This is a genomic window from Murdochiella vaginalis (assembly GCF_902381775.1).
Taxonomy (GTDB): domain Bacteria; phylum Bacillota; class Clostridia; order Tissierellales; family Peptoniphilaceae; genus Murdochiella; species Murdochiella vaginalis.
The window spans coordinates 981,081-1,003,258 of sequence record NZ_LR698969.1 but is presented as its reverse complement, the minus strand read 5'-3'; the positions used below and the strand labels follow the sequence as shown (position 1 = coordinate 1,003,258).

Annotated in this window: 16 protein-coding genes and 1 tRNA gene; 5 read left to right on the top strand and 12 right to left on the bottom strand. The window is 51.2% G+C overall.

Annotated elements, in window-relative coordinates:
• Positions 1-50 precede the first annotated feature (50 nt).
• The 9 genes from FXY30_RS04400 to glsA form a co-directional block, all read right to left on the bottom strand.
• On the bottom strand, positions 51-932 hold the full coding sequence (locus FXY30_RS04400) for a metal ABC transporter permease (RefSeq protein ID WP_071705484.1): 882 nt from the start codon (positions 930-932) through the stop codon (positions 51-53).
• Positions 926-1,603, bottom strand: a complete 678-nt coding sequence (locus FXY30_RS04395) for a metal ABC transporter ATP-binding protein (protein ID WP_071705483.1) — start codon at positions 1,601-1,603, stop codon at positions 926-928. The genes FXY30_RS04400 and FXY30_RS04395 overlap by 7 nt, the downstream gene beginning before the upstream one ends.
• Positions 1,603-2,673, bottom strand: coding sequence for a metal ABC transporter substrate-binding protein (locus tag FXY30_RS04390; RefSeq protein WP_083428206.1), 1,071 nt, complete (start codon positions 2,671-2,673; stop codon positions 1,603-1,605). The genes FXY30_RS04395 and FXY30_RS04390 overlap by 1 nt, the downstream gene beginning before the upstream one ends.
• Before the next feature lie 172 nt (positions 2,674-2,845).
• Positions 2,846-4,753 carry a threonine--tRNA ligase gene (gene thrS, locus FXY30_RS04385; protein WP_071705482.1) on the bottom strand — a complete coding sequence of 636 codons (1,908 nt, stop codon included), beginning with the start codon at positions 4,751-4,753 and terminating at the stop codon, positions 2,846-2,848.
• Positions 4,750-6,099, bottom strand: a complete 1,350-nt coding sequence (gene hisS / locus FXY30_RS04380; RefSeq protein WP_071705481.1) for a histidine--tRNA ligase — start codon at positions 6,097-6,099, stop codon at positions 4,750-4,752. The genes thrS and hisS overlap by 4 nt, the downstream gene beginning before the upstream one ends.
• A gap of 28 nt (positions 6,100-6,127) precedes the next feature.
• Positions 6,128-8,209, bottom strand: a complete 2,082-nt coding sequence (locus FXY30_RS04375) for a glutamine synthetase III domain-containing protein (RefSeq protein WP_071705480.1) — start codon at positions 8,207-8,209, stop codon at positions 6,128-6,130.
• A gap of 108 nt (positions 8,210-8,317) precedes the next feature.
• Positions 8,318-8,388 (bottom strand) — tRNA-Cys (locus FXY30_RS04370).
• 98 nt (positions 8,389-8,486) lie between these two features.
• Complete coding sequence (locus FXY30_RS04365; RefSeq protein ID WP_071706107.1) at positions 8,487-9,902, bottom strand: alanine/glycine:cation symporter family protein; 1,416 nt, start codon at positions 9,900-9,902, stop codon at positions 8,487-8,489.
• A gap of 28 nt (positions 9,903-9,930) precedes the next feature.
• Entirely contained in the window at positions 9,931-10,857 is a 927-nt protein-coding gene (gene glsA / locus FXY30_RS04360) for a glutaminase A (RefSeq protein WP_071705479.1), read from the bottom strand.
• A gap of 175 nt (positions 10,858-11,032) precedes the next feature.
• Here glsA and FXY30_RS04355 point away from each other — a divergent pair, with 175 nt between their 5' ends.
• Positions 11,033-12,226 carry a pyridoxal phosphate-dependent aminotransferase gene (locus FXY30_RS04355; protein ID WP_071705478.1) on the top strand — a complete coding sequence of 398 codons (1,194 nt, stop codon included), beginning with the start codon at positions 11,033-11,035 and terminating at the stop codon, positions 12,224-12,226.
• A gap of 227 nt (positions 12,227-12,453) precedes the next feature.
• Positions 12,454-13,833, top strand: a complete 1,380-nt coding sequence (locus tag FXY30_RS04350; RefSeq protein ID WP_071705477.1) for a uracil-xanthine permease family protein — start codon at positions 12,454-12,456, stop codon at positions 13,831-13,833.
• 71 nt (positions 13,834-13,904) lie between these two features.
• Here the strand turns inward: FXY30_RS04350 and FXY30_RS04345 are convergent, their stop codons facing one another.
• From FXY30_RS04345 to FXY30_RS04335, 3 genes are read right to left on the bottom strand one after another with little or no spacing between them, the layout of a single operon-like run.
• The gene (locus FXY30_RS04345) at positions 13,905-15,131 is read right to left on the bottom strand and encodes an RNA polymerase sigma factor (protein ID WP_071705476.1); all 1,227 of its coding nucleotides are present in this window, start codon (positions 15,129-15,131) and stop codon (positions 13,905-13,907) included.
• The gene (locus FXY30_RS04340) at positions 15,132-16,979 is read right to left on the bottom strand and encodes an ABC transporter ATP-binding protein (protein ID WP_071705475.1); all 1,848 of its coding nucleotides are present in this window, start codon (positions 16,977-16,979) and stop codon (positions 15,132-15,134) included.
• Entirely contained in the window at positions 16,976-18,781 is a 1,806-nt protein-coding gene (locus FXY30_RS04335; RefSeq protein ID WP_071705474.1) for an ABC transporter ATP-binding protein, read from the bottom strand. The genes FXY30_RS04340 and FXY30_RS04335 overlap by 4 nt, the downstream gene beginning before the upstream one ends.
• 185 nt (positions 18,782-18,966) lie before the next feature.
• Between FXY30_RS04335 and FXY30_RS04330 the strand changes: the two genes are divergently transcribed.
• From FXY30_RS04330 to scfB, 3 genes are all read left to right on the top strand, one after another.
• Positions 18,967-20,454 (top strand): aminotransferase class I/II-fold pyridoxal phosphate-dependent enzyme, encoded by a 1,488-nt coding sequence (locus FXY30_RS04330; protein ID WP_071705473.1) that lies wholly within the window; start codon positions 18,967-18,969, stop codon positions 20,452-20,454.
• A gap of 84 nt (positions 20,455-20,538) precedes the next feature.
• On the top strand, positions 20,539-20,685 hold the full coding sequence (gene scfA / locus FXY30_RS04325) for a six-cysteine ranthipeptide SCIFF (RefSeq protein WP_071705472.1): 147 nt from the start codon (positions 20,539-20,541) through the stop codon (positions 20,683-20,685).
• 16 nt (positions 20,686-20,701) lie between these two features.
• Complete coding sequence (gene scfB, locus FXY30_RS04320; RefSeq protein ID WP_071705471.1) at positions 20,702-22,171, top strand: thioether cross-link-forming SCIFF peptide maturase; 1,470 nt, start codon at positions 20,702-20,704, stop codon at positions 22,169-22,171.
• Positions 22,172-22,178: the final 7 nt, after the last annotated feature.

Sequence of the window (22,178 nt, the reverse complement as noted above, 5' to 3'; positions counted from 1 at the left end):
GGCCTCCCCAATTCGGGGAGGCCTTTTTGATTGACTTTTTTTCCATTCCATTAGTGTTCCGAGAGCCGGCTTTCTTCGCAGGAAAAAGCTTCCTCTTCGATGGAATTGCTCTTCGAAATCGCTTGGCTCCCCCGACCTCGCAAGTGAAGCATTCGCTGTATCAAGAGCGCGATAAGAAATCCGGCGATACCGAGAAGAACAATGGTTCCGCCCGGTTTCCATCCCAAATAATAGGATGCCGTTAAGCCGCACGTTACCATGATGACACCGCTTACCATGGAGGAAAACACAGCCTGCCGATAGCTTTTCGCGAAAAGAAGCGCCGTTGCAACCGGTAAAATCATGAGCGAGGAAACCATTAACGCCCCGATCGTACGCGCTGCCATCGCAATCGCAATGGCTAAGATAGCCGTAAACAGATTATCCATGCGCCGTATGGGAAGACCGGTTAAACGCGCGCCGTGCGCATCTACGCTTACATAAAGCAACGGATAGTACAGCGTAAAAAACAGCACCAATACCACGAAGCTGATCGCGACGCTGATCCACATCTCTTCCGGACGAATCGTCACAATCGAGCCGAACAGATACGTTTCAAATTTCATCGTCGTGGGCACCACATCCGATAACACGGAAGCAAGGCCAACGCCGATGGACATGACCATAGCCGTCGCCAGATCCCCGCTTTTCGGGAAACGATAACGCACCAGCTCAATCGCGAACGCGCCAAGAATGGTCACCACAATGGAGCCTACTAAGGGAGATAAGCCCAATAACAGCCCGAAGCCGATCCCTGCTAATGACGAATGAGATAAGGCATCGCCGATCGTAGAGGTGCGTCGATTGACCACAATCACGCCCATGAGCGGAATGATAAAGCCGAGCAGAATACCGATGATCATAGCACGCTGCATGAAGGCATAGTTCAGCATAAAGGCACCTCCTCCAGCCGATGATGGGAAACGCACGCCAGTCGATTCCAATAGCCCTTCCCGATATCCATTTCATGCGTAACGAGAAGAATCGTAATCCCATGTACATGATTCATGTGATCCAGGGTTTGATAAAGCTGTTCCTTGCTCTCTAGATCCAGGGCCGCTGTCGGTTCGTCAAAAAGCAATACGTCCGGCTGATCCACGAGCGCTTTGGCAATCAGCACCCTCTGTTTTTGTCCTCCGGAAAGGTCATGAAAATTACGGTCGGTAAACGCCAGCATCCCCAGATGACGAAGAGAGGCAGCCACTTTCTCCCGTTCGGAGGCCTTCAAAAAAAAGCGCGGTACAAGGGAGCGTGTCAAACCCAGCGACACCATCTCCTGACAGCTGATCGGAAATGTCATCCCGCCGGACGTGTTCATTTGCGGCACGTAGGCAATGCGATGCATGGCTTTCCTCTGTATGCCTTTTTCGCCGAAAAAGAACAAGTTTCCTGCATCGGGAGAAAGCTCGCCCGTGAGCAGTCGAAGAAGGGTGCTCTTCCCTTCTCCGTTCGCGCCGACTATGCCGACAAAATCCCCTGCATGCACGCAAAAGGTGACATCTTCCAGGATTCTCTCCTGCTCATAGCCAAATTGTACGTGTTCCAGTCGATAGACTTCCTGCATTAGTTTCCTCCGAACGAATCGACAAGGGCCTCCAAGTTCTTTTGCATGAACGTGAAGTAATTTTCGCCTTTCGCACGATCATCTTTCGATTCCGCCTCCAACGTATATAACGGCGCGGTCTTCGCACCGATCTCTGCGGCTACGGATTCTGCTTCTTTATCATCACCGTATGCTTCATAGAATACGGTCTTAATGCCTTCCTTCTTTGCCAGATCCACAATTTCTGCAATTTTTTTCGCACTCGGTTGTCCATCGGCAAGCATTCCTTCTAGGCCGATTTGCTTGAGTCCATAGGCGTCAAAGAGATAGCCGAAGGCCTCGTGCGGAACGATAACACTCCGTCCGCTATACGGTTTGAGCTTTTCCGCATAATCGCGTTCCAGCGCCTCAAACTTATCCTGCAGTGCTTTGTAATTGGTGTCGTAGACTTCTTTCCCATCCGGATCTGCCGCTACTAAGGCATCATAAATATTCTTTGCCTGCCTTGCTGCCGCTTGTGGGCTCAGCCAATAATGCGGATCGAATTCGCCGTGATGATGGTCATGGTCGGCATCGTCATGGTCGGCGTCGCCCTGATCGGAATCGTCATGATCGGCATCCTCATGATCATGGTCCTCTTCCCCTTTACGCAATGCCACCCCGTCGGAAAGATCGACGCTTTTGACCTTTCCCGTCAGGGATGCCTGTACATCCGGCAGCCAACTTTCCAGCCCGGCGCCATTGAGCAGAAATAAATCCGCTTCATTAATCTGCATGAGCAGCTTCGGCGTCGGCTCCCAGTGGTGCGCATCCGCATCACCTTCTATGAGATCCACGACCTCCACCCGATCTTGGCCGATGAGCTTCGTAAAGTCATAAATGGCATCCGTCGATGCGATCACGCGAAGCGCTGCTGTCGTTTTTTCCGTACTGTCCGACGACATCGTGGAGACCATGCCCTCGCTCGTATCGTTTCCTTTCTTTTCTTCCTTCGACGTGTTGTTGCAGGCCGAGAGTGCCACCAGCAGGCTTAAAGAAATTGCCGTGATGCGCATGGCGCGACGCTTCTGTTTTTCGTTGTTTCTGTTCATGTTTTCTCCTTATCCGATAACCAGCCGACGAACAACCGGCTATATTTTGATTTGCCGCCTTCAACATGACGGCTCATTTCCAGTATACAAAACGATGCAACCCCCTAAGAGGTTGCATCGTTTGTCGAAAAAGCTTTTGACTGCGTCCTATCGAATTCCAAGCAGCTTCTCGTTAAGCGCGTTTTTTAATCTGCTCCGTAATCCAGTTCTTGAAGTCTTCCCAAGCGTAACTCTTGGCTTCTTTTTCGCCATGGATGCGGACGCTAACGGTATGCTCGGACATTTCGTTGTCGCCAACCACGATTTGCAGGAAGGATTTTTTAATCTGGGCATCACGGATCTTTTTGCCCAGTGTTTCTTCGCGCAGATCCACGTCGACATGAACACCGAGATCTTCGAGTTCCTTTGCCATCTGTTTTGCAAATTCACCATGCGCCGCATTGTTCACCGGTATGAGTTCGACCTGTACCGGGGCCAACCACAGGGGGAAGTTGCCCGCAAACTGTTCGATAAGATAACCGATGAAGCGCTCAATGGATCCGTAAATCACGCGGTGAATCAGAACCGGCTGGTGCTTTTCACCATCCTTACCAATGTATTCCGCGCCGAATCGCTGCGGCAGCTGGAAGTCCAGCTGAATGGTCGCGCATTGCCGGGTACGACCCAGCACGTCTTCAATCTGAAAGTCAATCTTCGGGCCATAGAAGGCGCCGTCGCCTTCATTGATCTCATAGGGTTTGCCCATGGAATCCAAGGCATTCTTAAGACCGGCGGTAGCCACTTCCCAATCCTCATCCGAGCCCATGGAATCCTCCGGGCGCGTCGAGATTTCCATCGAATACTTGAAGCCCAATTTCGAATAGACACGGTCAATCAAGGCCACAATCTTACGAATCTCGTCCTCGATCATTTCCGGCGTTAAGAAAATATGCGCATCGTCTTGCGTAAAGTTGCGCACACGGAAAAGCCCGTGAAGAGCACCTGAAAGCTCATGGCGATGGACATTGCCCAGCTCCGCCAAACGCAGTGGCAGATCACGATAGGAACGCGGCTTCGAATTGTACACGAGCATAGCGCCCGGGCAGTTCATCGGCTTAATCGCATAATCTTCCCCATCGATCTTCGTGGTATACATGTTTTCACGATAGTGATCCCAGTGACCGGAGGTTTCCCACAGCTGGCGATTCAAAATCGTCGGTGTAGAGATTTCCAGATACCCTGCCTCTTTGTGCAATTCACGCCAGTAATCCAGCAAGGCATTCTTCAGGCGCATGCCGTTGGGCAGGAAGAACGGAAAACCGGGACCTTCTTCCATGAAGGCAAAGAGCTCCATGTCTTTACCGATCTTACGGTGATCACGTTTTTTAGCCTCTTCAATGCGTGCTAGATAGTCATCCAGCATGGATTGCTTTGGGAAACTGGTACCGTAAATGCGGGTGAGCATCTTATTATGCTCATCGCCACGCCAATACGCGCCAGCAAGGCTAGTCAGCTTAATCGCCTTAATGCCGTGGAAATTCATCAGATGCGGGCCGGCACACAGGTCTACCCAATCGCCCTGCTGATAAAAGCTGATGACCGCATCCTCGGGCAGATCTTCGATCAGCTCCACTTTGTACGGTTCCTGTTTTTCCTTGAAGAAAGCAACAGCATCTTCATGCGATTTTGTAAAGCGTGTGATGTCCGGATTTTCCTTCACAATTTTTTTCATTTCCGCTTCGATTTTCGGCAGATCTTCATCTGTAAGCACTGTATCGCCAAAATCGATATCGTAGTAGAATCCTTCTTTAATAGCGGGTCCGATGGCTAAACGTGCCTCGGGGTAGAGACGCTGCACGGCTTGTGCCATCAAATGCGAGGTGGAATGACGGAAGGCCAGACGGCCGTATTCGTCATCAAAGGTGCAAATGGCTATTTTATCGCCTTCGTGCAAAACGGTGCGCAGATCCGCACCCTCGCCGTTAATCTCCGCCGCCAGTGCATTGCGAGCCAAGCCCTGGCTGATGGCCTTGGCGGCATCTAATGCGTTTGCACGCTCCTGTAATTCCAGGGCGCTGCCGTCCTTCGTGTAAACTTTCATTCGTTCCTCCTTCCACTCGCGTCGCGCATGAGATCAATTGCTTCCGCAAGCGTCATTGTCGTTTGTTCGCCACTTTGCATATCCTTAAGGCTTACGACACCGGCTTCCCGCTCGCTCTCTCCGATAATCAGAACGTAACGTACGCCGATGGCATCCGCATAAGAAAATTTCTTTTTCATTCTTCCCGATTCGGTATATAGCTGCACCCGAACGTTTGCATCACGCAACGCGTGCACGCATTCCAGCGAGAAATCCAATTCAGCGTTGCTCATCGGCAAGACCATCGCCTGGATGTACTCGCCTTTTTTGGGCTGAATGAGGTTCGCCTCGCGCAACTGATAGAAAAGTCGCGTCACACCGATGGAAATACCGACGCCCGGCATTTTGAGCTTCGTAAAGTTGGACGCCAGGTCATCGTAACGGCCGCCGGAAGCGACGGAGCCGATGGATTCATACCCTTCAATGAAGGTCTCATACACCACGCCTGTATAGTAATCAAGGCCGCGCGTAATGGACAAATCAAGAACGATGGCTTCCTTCGGCATACCGAAGCCCTGCATTCCCTTCATGATGAGCTGCAGATCCGCCCAGCCCTGTTTGAACTGCTCGGCACCCGGCGCATCCGCAGCAAGCGCCTGATTATAGGCTTCGAGGCGTTCTTCCGCCGGACGATCGTCGGTTAAGCCGATGAAGCGGAAAATCTCTTCCTGTTGCTGTTTATTCACTCCGCTCATCTCCAGCAGATCGGCTACGGCATCCGGGCCGATTTTCGCGAGCTTGTCAATCGCGTGCAACACTTCCATGGCATCGCGAATGCCAATGGAAGTAAAGAAGCCGTTGAGCATGCCACGGTGATTGATATGGATATGCACTCCCGGAATCTCCAGCGCGCGGAAAACCTCATAGATGACAGCTGGGCATTCGGCATCATTGATCACCGAAAGCTCATCGAGCCCGATGACATCGACGTCGGCCTGATAAAATTCGCGATAGCGACCTTTTTGGTTGCGCTCCCCGCGATACACTTTACCGATGTGATAGCGGCGAAACGGGAAAGACAGCTCCGACGAATGTTGCGCCACATAGCGCGCCAGCGGAACCGTCAGGTCGAAACGCAAGGACTGATCAACCGAATTTTCTCCCTTTTCGATATGATAAATCTGTTTTGTTGTCTCGCCGCCGCCTTTGGCAAAAAGAATCTCATTCTTTTCAATTGCCGGTGTATCCAAAGGCCAGTATCCGTAATGCTGATACGTTTTTTCGATGGCTTGCTTGACATGCTCAAACAGCACCTGTTCTTCGGGCAAAAGCTCCATAAATCCCGCCATAATACTCGGTTGAATCATTTTGGTCCCTCCTTTAGTGATACTGCCTCTATTGTACAACTAAAACGCTGGAAGAGGGATACGGAAGCAGCTCTTCCGGCACAAAAGCCTCGGTTTCGTTACAAATTTCCTCTAAAACGCGCATGGCATCCCGTACGTCATCACGATAAAGGAAGCTCTGGCGATGCGGATCCTCTACCGTTTCGGCTTTTCCCAAGCATTCCTGAAGCGTTACGCTCGCCGCATCCAAAGCATCCATCAATCGTGCGTTTTCCTTCGCTTTTGTCTCCAACGAGGAGCTCAAACCGCCGGCGGCAGCCTTTTGCAAACGAATCTGATATTCCATAAGCGCCGGATATATCCCCTTTGTCGCCATGCGTGCCAAAACCTGCCCCTGCAGGTCCACCGAATGGTTGAATCGCTCGATAAGGATTTCGCGGCGTGCAACGAGCTCTTCACGACTCAAAACTCCGAAGCGCTCACACAGTCGCACGGTTTCTTCCCGCGTGGCGGCATCAATGCTTTCCAGATAACTTGAAACCTGTTCCAAGCCTCTGCGCTTGGATTCCTCCACCCATTCCTGCAGATAGCCATCCCCTGTAAAAAGAATGCGCTGATGTTGCTGCAGAGCATGATGGCAGATCTGCATGGTCGTATCATGTAATGCTTCCGGGGTTGAGGTGTCAGAGGATTCCAATTGCAACGCGATCTCTTCCAGCGATTCCGCCATGCCGGCAAACAGGAAGGTGTTCATGGCGGAGGCATTCAGCGAAGATCCCAACATACGCAATTCAAAGCGATTTCCGGTGAAAGAGACCGGAGACGTGCGATTGCGATCCGTGGTCTCAATGGACAGATCCGCCAAGGTCACCACCGGTTCCAAAATCGAGGTGAGCTTCACCTTGGGAATTTTCGTGGTCTTGGCCAGCTCCATAAACAGAGAATGCAGTGTTTCTCCCAAATTAATGGAAATAATGGCCGGCGGCGCTTCATGGCCACCCAATCGATGATCATTTCCTTCGTCGGATGCTGCCATACGCAGCAACGTCTGATAGCGATCCACCGCCACGATAAAGGCTGTCACAAACAGCAAAAAGCGCAGATCGTGCGGCTGTTCATCGCCGGGGTCAAATAAGTTCTCGCCCGTCGATGTGGTCAGGGAAAAATTGCTGTGTTTGCCCGATCCGTTCAGCCCGTCAAATGGTTTTTCATGCAACAAGCACTGGAAGCCATGATGTGGTGCCACGTTTTCTAAAATGTCCATTACAACCATGTTTTGATCCACGGTCGTAATGGCATCGCCAAATACAGAAGAAAATTCGTATTGTCCGGGCGAAACCTCGTTATGTTCAATGGAGGCATAGATGCCTAAATTCCAACAAGCTCGATTCACTTCATTCATGTATTGCTGTACACGTTCATTCATGCCCTGAAAATACGTATCCTGAAGATGGCCGCCTTGAAGCATTTCACGCCCATACAGCGCACGCCCGCATAACTTGATATCCGGACGTTTTTCCGCCTGCTTTGCATCCACGAGGAAAAATTCCTGCTCGAGGCCCAGCGTGGGCTCCACCCAATTCACATCGGTTTTCCCCAGATCGTGCAACACGCGTACCGCTTGCGCACTGAGGGCATCCAAGGCTTTGATCAACGGCATTTTGAGATCCAGCGTATCGCCACGATAGCTCATGAATACGCTCGGAATGTAAAGCGTCGTTCCCCGCACAAAGGCATAAGAATTCGTATCCCAAAAGGTGTAACCCCGCGCTTCAAACGTATCGCGCAGACCGCCATTTGGAAAAGACGAGCCATCCGTTTCCCCCTTCATGAGCGCCTTGCCGGAAAGGCGAGCTATGGGCATCCCGTTGTGATCGGGTTGAATAAAGGATTCATGCTTTTCTGCCGTTCTCCCATTTAAGGGCTGAAACCAATGACAAAAATGGGTTGCGCCCAATTCCATTGCCCATGTCTTCATCGCATGGGCAATCGCATCGGCTGTGCTTTGATCGATAAACTGTTGATGTTTCATCGCTCCTCTATATTTTTCATAAACCGGTTTCGGCAGTCGATCACGCATCACGCTACGATTAAACTGGTATTTTCCAAAGGTTTCAAAAGGATGTCCCATACCACACCTCTCTTTCTTATCAATGTTAATCATCATATCAAAAAATATTTTGCCTGTACGAAAAACAATACAAGAAAAAAGAGATCCGGAATCGGATCTCTTAGAAAAAGGCGACACCCAGATTTGAACTGGGGGTGAAGGTGTTGCAGACCTCTGCCTTACCACTTGGCTATGTCGCCACAAAATGAATCGCGCGGAAAAGATTGTATCATGCCTCGGTGTATCCTGCAAGAAAAGATTCCCCTCGCCCGCGAGAAACGGACGAGGGGTTCGTTTTTTATTTCCAAAAGTCGAGTTTGCTGTCATCCAGACCGATGTTTTTCGCCAAGAAGATAGGATTTTTTCCCTCTTTCTTCTGTTTTTCATAATCGCGCAGAGCAGCAATGGCGGTTTTGCCGAGAATCAGAATGGCCGGCAAGTTGATCAACGCCATAACCCCCATGAGCAGATCGCCCAGATTCCAAGCGTAGGTGGATTTCTGCGCCGCACCGAGGAAGATAACCGCAACCGCGAGAATACGATACACGATCATAAAGCCTTTGCTCGGTTTCTTTCCCTTAATGTAGGCTAGGTTGTTATCTACATAGAACAGGTTGCCGATAAGGGTCGTAAACGCGAACAACGCTAACGAGAAGGTGATAAACGGCGCACCGAAACGACCGAGGAATGTACCAACCGCTTCTTGTACATACGGTGCACCATCCAGCGCTTCCGCGGGTTCAACGCCCGAGCTCAAGCACATAAACGCGGTGGCGGAGCAGATGAGAATCGTGTCGATGAAGACGGAAAGCATCTGAACCAGACCCTGCTTCACCGGATGGCTGACGCTGGCTGCTGCAGCAGCATTCGGGGCGGAGCCGATACCGGCTTCGTTGGAATACAAGCCGCGTTTTACGCCGTACATCAGGCTGGAACCGGCAATGCCGCCGAAGATGGCCTTGAAATTGAACGCATCCGAGAAGATACGGCCGAAAACGGTGGGCATATAGCCGATGTTTTTAATGATCATGATCAGCGAAACGATGACGAAGACGATGCCCATGATCGGAACCAAGGTGGATGTGAATTGAATGATACGCTTACCGCCGCCGAAGATGCAGTATGCCGTAATCAGGGCCAATACGCCGCCGATAATCCACGGGGTGATCTGCTTATTATAAAAGCTGTACGCCGAAAAACTCGTCTGCAGGTTGAACGCAGCGAGCATATTGAAGCCGACCGCATAGGTGGCAATCAAAGAAATGGCGAAAATAATACCGAGTGTACGACTGTGGAGCGCAGATTCAATGTAGTACGCCGGGCCACCGTAGCTGCCCCCGTCCGGATCCTTGCGTTTATAGATCTGCGCCAGGGTGGATTCGATAAAGGCCGACGCGCCCCCGATAATGGCGACGATCCACATCCAGAAGATGGCGCCGTAACCTCCCAAACAGAGCGCACTGGACACGCCGACGATGTTGCCGGTGCCGACGCGGGACGCCGTAGAAACCATTAATGCCTGAAAGGAGGAGACGGATTCCTTATCGGACGGTTTTTCCATGACGACATTGATGGATTCTTTAAATAATCTGCCCTGTAGAAAGCCGGTGCGAATCGTAAAATACAAACCGATGCCGAGCAGCAAAATAATCAGCACGGGATAGTAGATAACGCCGTTAATTTTGCCGATAACGCCAAACACGGTTTCCAGCATAGTTTTGAGCATAGTTTTCTCCTTAAGGTTAGTAAATGTGCAGATTGAGCAACGTGGAGAGTCTTTCCAGCATACGAACGCCGACGTAGGAGTTGCCGTGTTTATCCAGTTTCGGACTGAACACACCGATGCCGTAACCGGAGCGATTGGTCGCTACAATTCCCCCGCCTACACCGCTCTTTGCCGGCATACCTACCAATAGAGCAAATTCGCCGGCATAATCATACGTACCGCAGGTCGCCATGACCGTGCGCAGGATGGCTGCATTTTCCGTGGATAACACCTGTTCTCCTTGCGCATTTTTCCCATTGTGTGACAAGACCGCACCGATTGTTGCAAGATCCAGCGTATTGACCAGAAGAGAACAGGCGCGAAAATAGGAATTCAGGAGATCTTCCACGTTCTGCGTCGTGGATATAATTCCGTCATTGAGCAACATATACGTGAGTGCGCGGTTTGCATAGGCCGAGTTACTTTCCGAAACGTAAATGGCATGGCAGTAATCGAGATCGCTGCGATTAACTACTTCCCGCGCACGTTCGCGAATTTTCTCGAACGTATTCTCATGGTAGTGCTGCATCAGCAGGGACGTCGCCACAATTGCTCCAGCATTAATAAACGGATTCACCGGAATGTTTTTATGGCTCAATTCCAGTTCCAGAATGCTGTTGAACGGCTTGGAAGACGGCGTCACTCCGATAAATTGTCGGACATAGTCCAGATCATACGTTTCCAGCACACAAAGATAGATAAATATTTTTGCAATACTCTGCGCAGAAAACTTGTAGCGAGCATCGCCGATGGAACATACCTCAAAATTGGGACTGATGAGTGTGGCGCCAACTAAATCCGGATTCTGTTTCGCAAGCTCCGGAATGTAATCCGCGACGCTTCCCTGATCCGTATACTCGCAACCATATTTATATGCTTCCTGCAGTGCGCTTCGAATGTCCATTGTTCTTCCTCCTTTCTTCAGGATAGTGAAGAAGAGCATTGATTCGTTTCACTTCAAAATTGAGTATACAACAATCGTTTTCCATTGAAAAGAAGGGGTGCATCATGCCTTAAATTCGTATATCATTACACAGAGATGAATTGTTTTACAAGAACAAGGAAAACAGGAGGTGGCCATGAACGTAGCAAAACGCGTAAAGGAACTACCGGTATCTCCGACTCGGCGATATCTTGGCATGGCGAAAGCGGCAGAAAAACGGGGTCTGAAAGTCATTCGGCTGAGCATCGGCCAGCCGGATTTGCCGACACCTCGCGAATATTTTGAGGCGCTAAAACAGATTCCGGAAGGAACCGTACGCTATCCCAACGCGACGGGCATCGACGAAATGCGTACAGCGCAACAAGCATATTATGCGCGCTACGGAATAAACTATTCCGCCGATGATATTTTTGTCACAGCCGGCGCGATGGAAGGCATTCGCTTTGCCATCACCGCCGTATGCAATCCCGGCGACATCATGCTTCTGATCGAACCGTTCTACACGAATTACAACATGATCACGCATCTGTTCGGCGTCGACGTGCGCGCGATCACGACGCGCGCCGAGGATCATTATGCAATTCCTGACGAGTCGACCTTTGAAGCGCAGTATGACGAAAGGATGAAGGCGATTCTGCTTTCCAATCCCTGCAATCCAAACGGGCGCGTCTATCGTCGGGAAGAACTGGAAACCATTGCGCGCTTCGCAAAGAAGCATGATTTGGTCATTATTTCGGATGAAGTATATCGGGAATTCAATTTTACACCGCACCCCTTCATTTCCTTCTACGAACTGGAGGATATTCGCGAGAACCTCGTTTTGTTAGACAGCGCCTCCAAGAAATATGCCGCCTGCGGCACCCGCATCGGTACCGCGGCAACGAGCAATACCGAACTCAAACAAGCCTTTACGAAGCTCTGCCAAATGAACCTGGGTGTCTCATCCACCGAACAGAGCGCTGTTGCCGCTCTTAGTCGCGTTGACGAGCGCTACCACGAAGGAGTGCGCGAAATCTATCGCTCGCGCCGAGAAGCGATGTTACACGCTTTTTCCAAGATGAAGGATATTCGCTATTCCGAGCCGGAAGGCGCCTTCTATTCTCTCGTCAAATTGCCGGTCGATAATGCTGAAAATTTCATCCAATGGCTACTTAACGACTTTTCCGTGGACGGCGAAACCGTTTTGGTCACGCCGGCAGCCGACTTTTACTACACACCGGGCCTCGGTGAAGATGAAATTCGAATTTCCTATTGCGTAGAAGAAGATGATCTGGTGCGCGCGCTGCGCATCATTGAAAAGGGCTTAGCCGTGTATCCCGGGCGAAAATAATGCATAGCCCATTTATTCTTGTTTCCTGTGGGGGATATGTCTACTGAAAACTTTTTTGATTTTGAGAAAATCTTTCATTACAAAAGTTTCTTGCCCTTGATTCTGTCGAAGTTACCCAGATAAGAGAAAGTGCCTTGCAGGGGGCTCAAAGTTCTGCTATAATTCTTACAATTTTGGGCTAAGGAGCGCTCGGGGAAACCCGGGCGTTCGTACAGAATGGAGAGAATATGGAACGCAAGAAACCTTCGGAAAAGGCGGGAACAGAATACGTCACACCGGGAGAAAGCGCGATTTGGGACATTCGCACGATGGCGGTGCCCACAAGACTTCTGCTCGGTCTGCAACATCTGTTCGCGATGTTCGGCGCAACCATCTTAGTGCCGTTGCTCACCGGACTGGACATCTCAACAACCCTACTTATGGCCGGACTCGGTACCCTTCTGTTTCACCTCATCACAAAGGGACGCGTACCGGCTTTTCTTGGCTCTTCTTTCGCTTTTTTAGGCGGTTATGCGGCCGTAGCTCCTCTCATTAACGGGCAACCGAATACAGAAATGCTTCCCTATGCAGGGGGCGGCGTATTCGCCGCGGGACTGGTCTACGTCGTATTGGCGTTCTTTATCTATCGTTTCGGCGTGGAACGCGTTATGCGATTTTTCCCGCCCGTAGTAACCGGACCCATTATCATTTCCATCGGTCTGACTTTAGCGCCTTCTGCCATAGGCAATGCGTCCACCGACTGGTCTTTGGCCCTTATTGCCATTGCCACCATCATCTTTTTCAACATCTGGGGCAAAGGCATGCTGCGCATCATTCCGCTCATCCTCGCCGTTCTGGTTTCCTATGTTTGTGCACTTTTCCTAAACCGCGTGGATTTTTCGACCATCGCAGAAGCGGCCCCCATTGCTCTGCCGTTACATCCTGAAGCCTTTATGAAATTTGATCTCTCCGCCATCATTACCATTATGCCGATCTCTCTTGCGACCATGATGGAGCACATTGGCGATATTACAGCGATCGGGGCCACGGTCGGAAACAATTATATCCGTGAACCGGGGCTCCACCGCACGCTGTTGGGCGATGGCCTTGCCACGTCGCTGGCGGCAGCATTCGGCGGTCCCGCCAATACAACCTACGGGGAAAACACCGGCGTACTGGCGTTGACACGCGTCTATGACCCCAAAGTAATGCAGATTACCGCCGTCTTCGCCATTCTTCTCTCCTTCTTCCCCGTTGTCAGCGGCTTTATCCGCTCCATTCCGACAGCGATTATCGGTGGTGTCTCCCTCATTCTGTACGGTATGATTTCGGCCATTGGTGTTCGCAACCTGGTGGAAAATCATGTGGATTTCACCAACAGTCGAAACCTGATCGTCGCCGCGGCTATTTTCGTTTCGGCTTTAGGTTTTACGGGAGAACATTCTGGAATTAGCTTTACGGTCGGCGGATTAACCATCTCCCTCTCCGGTCTTGCAATAGCGGCCCTCCTCGGCATTCTTCTCAATGCGCTGCTTCCCGGCAAGGATTATGACTTTAAGGTTGAAGAACCGCAGGATACCGGCGTGAACTTCTCCGGAATCACAGACAGAGGATCCAAGGAAAATTAAGACCCATAGAATACAAAAAAGACCACCGGAACACGATCCGATGGTCTTTTTTTTGTGATCAAAACGAGCTTTTATGCTTCACCGCTTTCCAATTGGTACTCAATCCCGTCCACAACAATACTGGATGTCGCCGGATTTTTCTCCTGTCCGGCGAACCAGACTTCGGCCCAGTATTCTTCCATGGTCAGTTGAGGTGGATTCCCTGCAACATGGCCGCCTTGTCCGTCTACAAAGGCAAGATAGATGCGATCATCGCGATAACCGATGTGCTCAATGCCGTAGGTTTTCGTAATGGCTTCACTCAGATCAATCAGTGCACGAACAGGAGAGCCCAGTTTTGCTTCATAAAGAATGCCGCTCTTCTCATCCAGGAAAAGAATGCGATCTTTATAATATGCTGCATGGGTACGCTTTACCTGACGAATTTCCTTTACTTCTTCCGATGTCTTCGAAGAGGTCTCGTCGGAAGAAAGAAGGGATTCTTCGATTTCAAATCGACGTTTTCCGCCCGGGTGACCCAGCAGCTGCATCAGAACCAAAAGGATGATCACTCCAATCATGAGCGCGCCGACAAGAAGCAGAATGCGATTTTGTGACTCGCTTAAACGCGAAATTTTGTTTATGGCGCGGTGGTAAAGCACATTGCCCTGCAGATCATTAACAATCTGTTCCTCCATTTCCGGCGCGAAAATATGCGTATCCAGGTGTGACACGGCCTCAACGGAATTGATATGGCTCTTGAGCCAAAGATGCAATGCTGTCACAAAGGAGGGGTGTTGCGGAAGCTCCTTTCTTTGCTGGGGAGAAAGATCGTTTTGCTCCCCGATAAACGCTAAAGCGCGCGTGCGGCGCGAAATGACCGCGCTACGCTTCATGCGCAAAAGCGAAGAAATGCGCTCATCCGGCAAGGAAAATAGAATGCTCAGCTGTAACACAATGCGATCTCGTTCAGGGATGCGGGCAATCTGTTCGCCGAAAACGCTCACCTCCGCATCGCCCATCAACGAAGGAATAGGAACATCCTGATTGCGTTCGGCTTGGACATTGGGGCGATTGGATCTTGCAGCGACCAAAGCGCGATGGCGTGTCACCAACACCAAAAGTGCCTTCTTTTCTTCCTTGGTCCAATCGCCATCAAGGACGCCGCACTCGTGAAGGATGTTCATCACCTGGCGCACCACTTCCTCTGCACGACCTTCCTCCTGCGTAAAGGAATAGGCGATGTGATAGGCCAGATTTTTTTGTTGCTGGAAAAATTTCAAGTCTGCCTGCGAAGCCGCTTCGTTTTCTTTCGGCATTTATCCCTCCTGTCCGTATTGCAACTCGTACAGCACGCGGAAGAGGCCGTTTCGGGCAATCAATTCATCTTTTGTTCCCTGTTCCGCTATGCGTCCGTGATGCATGACGATAATGTGATCGGCGCCGGCAATGGTGGAGATGCGGTGCGCAACCGCCAGCATCGTGCGGTTCTTGGCCATGTTCTGAATGGCCTCCTGAATCAGCTGTTCCGTTTCTGTATCAATATTCGCAGTGGCCTCGTCCAAAATCAGAATCGACGGATCCCCCGCGATGGTGCGTGCAAAGGAAAGCAATTGGCGCTGTCCGGCGGAAAGGGTCGCCCCTCGTTCCACCACCGGCTCATCATAGGTCTTGGGCAGACGATCGATAAAGCTCGTCGCATTGACCAGCTCTGCGGCCCAGATCGCCTGTCGACGGCTCACATGGGGACGCCCAACAGCAATATTGCTGAGAATATCGCCTTTAAAAAGGAATACGTCCTGCTGCACCGTACCCAACGCCCGACGAAGAGAAACCAGATCATAATCGTTCACGTTCACATCATCAATTAATATTTCACCACGTTCCACCGTATAAAAGCGAGCAAGAAGGCTGAGTATCGTGCTCTTTCCGGCACCGGTTGCGCCGACAAACGCCACAAACTGTCCCGGTTCAATGGTAAAGGAGACGTCTTTTAATACCCATGGCATTTCTTCGTTTTCCGAAAGCACTACCGGCAAAACATCCTCCGAATCCTCTTCTTTCGCCTTCGGTTCCGGTTTGGGATATCGGAACCAGACGTGACGGAACTCGATCTTTCCGATAAATCCCTTCTTCCCCACCGTTTTTCCTTCCTGATAGAGCTCTTCCGGCGCATCCAATAGTTTAAATAGGCGGTCGGAAGAGGAAAACGCAGACTGCATCACATTGAAGATTTCCGCCATTTCCTGAATAGGCATGAAGAGGCGCTGCAGATAATTGATGAAGGCATAGAGCACACCGAAGGTGAGCGCTCCACGCAACTGCGCTCCGCCGCCAAACCAAAAGAGAATGGCTAAGCCGCCGGTACGCACAATTTCAATTGCCGGGCGATAGATGCTGTAGTATTTCACTTCACGACGCGATGCGCGATAGTACGATTGATTGGTTTCATCAAATTCACCGTAGATTTTTTTCTCCCGGAAGAACGTCTGAATTACGCTAATTCCGCTGATATTTTCCGCTAATTTTGTATTAATGACCGAGCGAATTGCCCGTTGCTTATCGTACACCACGCGAATCTGTTTCTGAAAAATGACGGAGATCAACATGACAAAGGGCGTCAGTAGTGTAACCAGAACCGCCAGACGCACATCCAGCGAAAACATCATCGCCAAAATGCCGAAAAACAGCACTAAATTGCGGAACAGATTGGTTAAAACATACGTATACAGCTCCAGCACCGATTCGGTATCATTCGTCACGCGCGTCACGATGCTGCCGATAGCATGGTGGTCAAAGTAGGTCATTGGCAAACGTAACACGTGATCATAAATTTGTTGGCGCATGTCCGTCACAATATACACGCCGGTTCGCTGCGTCAGCATTTCGGCCGCATACATCACGAAAAAATGAAACACGATCGTGACCAAATAGAGCAAGCCAAGCTGCAGGGCATGCGCCATCTGTGTATCTGCAACGCTGCTTGCAAGATCCCGTTGCTGCAGGGTAGACAGCGGTCCATCAATCAATACCTGAATAATTTTCGGACGCAGCAGCACCACGGCGGTACTTAACAACATCGTAATAAAAATCAAGGCATACCAACGCCAATACGGCATCGCATAGGCGGCCAAACGACGGAGGGGACGTTGTTTTTTTGACATCATGCTCTCCCTCCTATCGGCTGTACTGGGGAAACGGGTTCCACGGATGTATAGGAATCATCGTCAGAGCTATTGACCTGACTTTCCAATAACTGACGATGATAGAGATCGCAATAGAAGCCCTCTTCGTTCACCAGCTGCTCATGATTTCCGCGCTGCGTAATCTTTCCTTCTTCCAAAACCAGAATTTCATCGGCATGTTGTACGGTCGAAACGCGCTGACTGATCATGATGAGGCCCTTATTATGTTGCTTCAGGCCGGATAAGATGCGACTCTCCGTCTCCGTGTCAACGGCCGAAAGTGCATCGTCCAACAGCAAAACCGGCGCTTTACGATAATACGCGCGCGCAATGGAAATACGCTGCTTCTGTCCGCCGGAAAGGGTGACGCCGCGCTCTCCCACGACGGTGTCATAGCCCTCTTTCATCGCTTCGATGTCCTTGTCCACTTGCGCAAAACGCGCCGCCTCCACCACAGCATCCCGATCTTTCTCGTCCCCGCTGAAGGCGATATTGCCGGCAATGGTGCGCGAAAACAGAAAGCTCTCTTGCGCCACCACGCCAAACGTTTGATACAGACGCGCAAACGAGCACTGGCGAATATCCACGCCGTCCACGAGAATTTGCCCTTCCGTCACGTCATAGCGACGAAGCAGAAGCTGTACGATGGTTGATTTGCCGACACCGGTTTTGCCCAAAATGGCCAGGGAATGTCCCGGATGCAAAGTAAAGCTGATGTCCTGCAAAACCCAGGGAAGATCCGGGCCATAACGGAAGGAAACGTGGCGAAATTCCACTTTACCCTGCCAATCGCCGTCATCCACCGGATTCTTGACTTCCTGTACCGTAGGCTCCATACGAAAAATTTCATTTAATCGCCCCATGGACGAAACCCCTCGCTGAAATTGCGAAACAATCATGCCCATCGCGATGAGCGGCCAGACGATCATATTGAGATACTCCATCGTTGCCACAAAAGCGCCGATGGTGAGTGCACCGCGTCGAATCTGCAAGGCTCCGTAAAGAATAAACACCACAAAGCTCAACCCCGAAATGAGCGTAACGGAAGGGTCAAAAAGCATGTCCACCAAACTCCAGCGGATGAACTTTTGCGCATAGTCGTTGTTGACCTGCCGAAAGGACGCGCTGCGGTTGTCCTCGATGGCACAGGCCTTGATGACACGCATGCCGGATAAGTTTTCCTGCGTTTCGCTTGTCAAATCGGAAAAGGCATTCTGGAGTGCCCGGCTTCTGGTCTGAATAGGCCCCATCAATTTGGCAATCACAAAAGCAAGCATCGGTAAGGAAATCAACGCCACCAACGAATTCACGAAGCCAATGGTGGAAAGGAGCATAATGACGGTAAAAATAGTCATAAACAAGCTGTCCACCAGCATCATGACGCCAAAGCCCATCGCTTGGGCCACCATCATCACATCATTGGTGGCATGTGCCATCAGATCCCCCGTGGAACGGGTGGTAAAAAAATGCTGATCCAGATGCAGATACTGACGAAACAGCTTATCGCGCAACCAGTATTCCAGATGCCTGCCGGCGCCGAATATGGCATTGCGCCAGAAATAACGTCCCACCGCCATAAACAGTCCCAAGCCGGAGATCCATGCCACCAGCTCCAGAATCAGTCGATCGGTCAGTTGGCCGGTCTGTGCCAGATCAGCAAAACGGCGAACCACCTGCGGGCTATATAAACTGGCAGCGTCCACCAAAATGAGCATCAGAATGCCAAAAAAATAGTGACGACGATTTTCCTTTATGAACGGAAGGATGGTTTTGAACTCGCGCATGTCGTCTCCTTTCAGCAAAAATGTTCGACACGTAGAGAATAAACGATATAATGCTACGTATGTTGTGGACGGATTTCGTACGACCGTCCTATTCATTATACATTTCTCTTATTATAAGGGAAAACGTATGGAAAGTCCGCATGTTATAAACAAAGAGGAACCATCTGTGAAGGAAAGGAGGGCACATGAATCCGTCCGACTCGCTTTCGAAAAAGACCGATTATCTGGAGACGCTTCAGAGCGTCCGCGAGAACGGTCTCTATCCCCTGCACATGCCCGGCCACAAGCGCAATCCCCACTATGGCGACGCGTTGCCCTATGGATTGGATGTCACGGAAATTGAAGGCACCTGGGATCTTCATCATCCCGATCGCGCCCTGCGTGAACGATTGCAAGAAGTCGCCCAATCCGTCGGTGCCGCCACATCGTTTTATATGGTACAAGGCTCCACCGGTGGAAATCTGGCGGGAGTGTATACCCTCTGCCCGCCCGGATCCTATGTTCTGCTTTCCCGTGGAAGTCATCAAAGCCTCTATCACGCAGTGGAACTGCTGCGTCTCAAGCCGGTCTATCTCATGCCGGATTTGGTGCCGCCGGGCATTCCCGGGCCAATTCGTCCGGAACAGGTGCAAGCGGCGCTAGAAGCTTTTCCCGGTATTAAAGCGGTTCTATTGACCTCCCCCACATTTGAGGGGCGACGCTGCGACATCCGTGCGATTGCCGAGCTCTGCCATGCACATGGAGCGAAACTCATGGTGGATCAGGCACACGGGGCGCACCTTCGCTATCTGGCAGACTTTTTGCCGCACTTTTCGGATGCCGTAGCAGACGGAGCGGATCTCGTTGTGGAAAGCCTGCATAAAACCTTGCCTGCATTAACCCCGGCGGCACTGGTCCATGCGGCGAAAACCGTAGATTGCACGGAGCTTGCGCGGGCGATTTCTATTTTTGAAACCAGTTCGCCCTCCCACATCCTTTTGGCCTCGATCGATCATTGCCTTCGTCTCATGGAAAAGGAAGGCGTGAGCCGCCATCAGGAAGTTCTGAACGCCTGGCTTTCTTCGGCAAAAGGATTGGATGCGCTCCAGGTTCTGGAATGGATGGATTTTGATGAACCTTCTTCCCTACCGGATGATCCGTTTCGTGTCGTTCTTTCCACGGCACAAGCCTCCATTTCCGGCCCGGAACTTGCTAATCGCCTGCGAGAGAAAGGCTTTGAACCGGAAATGGCACAAGCCGAACACGTGCTTTTGTTGCTGTCCATCGGCGATGATCCGGCCATTTTCCCTTCCCTCGTTGAGGCAATCCTCGCGATTGATGCACAGTTGACGAAAACGCCGAAAAAGCGTCCGGTCGCTACGCTCCCGTCTTTGCCGGTGCAGGTGCTTTCGATTGCGCAGGCAAGACGCGCCCCCAAATCGGACGTGTTGCTGTCGGATACGGCAGGCTATGTCGCGGCAGAAGCGCTATGGACCTATCCGCCCGGCATTCCGCTTTTAATGCCCGGAGAACAGATCCGTCAGAATACGTTGGATGCCCTGGAAGGCATGGCTTCACGCGGCGTGCGATTGCGTACCGACCGCCGCCCGGAGGGCGTTCCCTTCCAAAAGCTCTCGCTCTACGTGGTGGGTGCGCAGCTGGCCGAATCCATTTCCTTATCCGAGAATAGTTGACGCTTCGCCCACTCGCACGTAAAATGAAAGAAACCCATAGGGGAAAACTATAGGACCATCGGTCATAATCCTGAGGAGGACAAGATGAAACATATTATCAGTTTGCAAACCCGTGATCTCCAAAAGAGCGCACAAGAAGGCGGCTGCGGCGAATGCCAGACATCCTGCCAGTCGGCATGCAAAACGTCCTGCGGTATTGCCAACCAGGACTGCGAACACGCGTCAAAGTAAGAAACGACGAGTATTGATGATTCATTATTTTCAATCGCAAGGCCATAAAATCGCGCTGGATGTGTATTCCGGCGCGGTTCATATTTTAGACGAACTTTCCTACGCGCTGTTGGCCGAGTTGACAGCATTGCAGAAGGAAGGAGTGTTCCAGCCCGGCAAGGGCATCGACGACGTGACGCGAAAAGAAGCAAAGGCTCGCGTGCTTTCCTCCTCCCCTGCGTTTTCCGCAGAAGAAGCGGAGGAAGCGTTAACGGATCTGGCCACGCTTATTTCACAAAAACGCCTGTTTACGGAAGATCCCTATGCGGAGCTGGCGCTGAACTTACGCGACCGCAAAACCTATGTTAAGGCCCTCTGCCTAAATGTTGCCCATACCTGCAACCTGGATTGCGACTATTGCTTTGCCAGCCAGGGAAAATACCACGGCGAGCGGGCGTTAATGACCCAAGAGGTTGCGGAGCGCGCCATTGATTTTGTGCTGGACACGTCCGGCCCCCATCGGCAAATCGATGTGGATTTCTTCGGTGGAGAGCCCATGCTCAATTGGTCTCTTGTAAAGGACACTGTTGCCTACGCACGGGCAAAAGAGGCCGAAACCGGAAAACACTTGCGCTTCACCTTCACGACAAACGGAATGCTGCTGGATGACGAGGTGACGGACTTTCTGAATCGAGAGATGCACAATGTGGTGCTCTCCTTGGATGGACGAAAGGAAGTACATGATCGCCTTCGCCACACCATTGACGGTCGCGGCAGCTATGATCGCATCGTTCCCCGTTTTCGCGCCTTTGTTAAACAACGCGGCGACAAAGAATATTACATGCGCGGCACCTTCACAAAGAACAATGTTGACTTTTTTCAAGATGTGCTGCATATGGCCAATCTTGGCTTCTATCGTCTTTCCATGGAACCGGTCATCGGCGACCCGAAAGAACCCTACATGCTCGGTCCCGATGATTTACCAACGCTTCTTGGCGAGTACGATACACTCGCCGGGGAAATGATTCGTCGAAACCGTCTGGCACGTAAGATCACGCAAGAAGGCGGCAGCGTCGACGATCTTCCTTCTTCCGATCATCCCTTTGTGTTCTATCATTTCATGATGAATTTGGAGGGCGGCCCCTGCATCCATAAACGGATTTCCGGATGTGGAAGCGGTGTCGAATATCTGGCCGTAACGCCGCAGGGCGATCTGTATCCCTGCCATCAATTTGTCGGCGAGGAAGCCTTCGTCGTAGGAAATGTATGGGAAGGTATTACAAAACCGGAAGTGACCGAACCGTTTAAGGAATGCAACTGCTATTCCCATCCGGAATGTGCCGACTGTTGGGCCAAGCTCTACTGTTCCGGTGGCTGTGCGGCCAATGCCCTGCATGCTTCCGGTTCGCTGACGGGAACTGTACCCTTCAGCTGCACGCTTTTCCGCAAGCGCATGGAATGTGCGCTTGCTATCCAGGCGGATCGGGCTCTCGCGGCGATGGAATAAGCGCATC

What these genes read in the sequence shown, in the direction of transcription:
- FXY30_RS04350 (WP_071705477.1), top strand. Translation starts at nt 12,454, where the DNA reads ATGGAACGCAAGAAACCTTCGGAAAAGGCGGGAACAGAATACGTCACA.
- FXY30_RS04365 (WP_071706107.1), bottom strand. Translation starts at nt 9,902, where the DNA reads ATGCTGGAAACCGTGTTTGGCGTTATCGGCAAAATTAACGGCGTTATC.
- FXY30_RS04335 (WP_071705474.1), bottom strand. Translation starts at nt 18,781, where the DNA reads ATGCGCGAGTTCAAAACCATCCTTCCGTTCATAAAGGAAAATCGTCGT.
- scfB (WP_071705471.1), top strand. Translation starts at nt 20,702, where the DNA reads ATGATTCATTATTTTCAATCGCAAGGCCATAAAATCGCGCTGGATGTG.
- FXY30_RS04355 (WP_071705478.1), top strand. Translation starts at nt 11,033, where the DNA reads ATGAACGTAGCAAAACGCGTAAAGGAACTACCGGTATCTCCGACTCGG.
- FXY30_RS04400 (WP_071705484.1), bottom strand. Translation starts at nt 932, where the DNA reads ATGCTGAACTATGCCTTCATGCAGCGTGCTATGATCATCGGTATTCTG.
- FXY30_RS04345 (WP_071705476.1), bottom strand. Translation starts at nt 15,131, where the DNA reads ATGCCGAAAGAAAACGAAGCGGCTTCGCAGGCAGACTTGAAATTTTTC.
- FXY30_RS04390 (WP_083428206.1), bottom strand. Translation starts at nt 2,673, where the DNA reads ATGAACAGAAACAACGAAAAACAGAAGCGTCGCGCCATGCGCATCACG.
- FXY30_RS04330 (WP_071705473.1), top strand. Translation starts at nt 18,967, where the DNA reads ATGAATCCGTCCGACTCGCTTTCGAAAAAGACCGATTATCTGGAGACG.
- hisS (WP_071705481.1), bottom strand. Translation starts at nt 6,099, where the DNA reads ATGATTCAACCGAGTATTATGGCGGGATTTATGGAGCTTTTGCCCGAA.
- scfA (WP_071705472.1), top strand. Translation starts at nt 20,539, where the DNA reads ATGAAACATATTATCAGTTTGCAAACCCGTGATCTCCAAAAGAGCGCA.
- FXY30_RS04375 (WP_071705480.1), bottom strand. Translation starts at nt 8,209, where the DNA reads ATGGGACATCCTTTTGAAACCTTTGGAAAATACCAGTTTAATCGTAGC.
- thrS (WP_071705482.1), bottom strand. Translation starts at nt 4,753, where the DNA reads ATGAAAGTTTACACGAAGGACGGCAGCGCCCTGGAATTACAGGAGCGT.
- FXY30_RS04340 (WP_071705475.1), bottom strand. Translation starts at nt 16,979, where the DNA reads ATGATGTCAAAAAAACAACGTCCCCTCCGTCGTTTGGCCGCCTATGCG.
- glsA (WP_071705479.1), bottom strand. Translation starts at nt 10,857, where the DNA reads ATGGACATTCGAAGCGCACTGCAGGAAGCATATAAATATGGTTGCGAG.
- FXY30_RS04395 (WP_071705483.1), bottom strand. Translation starts at nt 1,603, where the DNA reads ATGCAGGAAGTCTATCGACTGGAACACGTACAATTTGGCTATGAGCAG.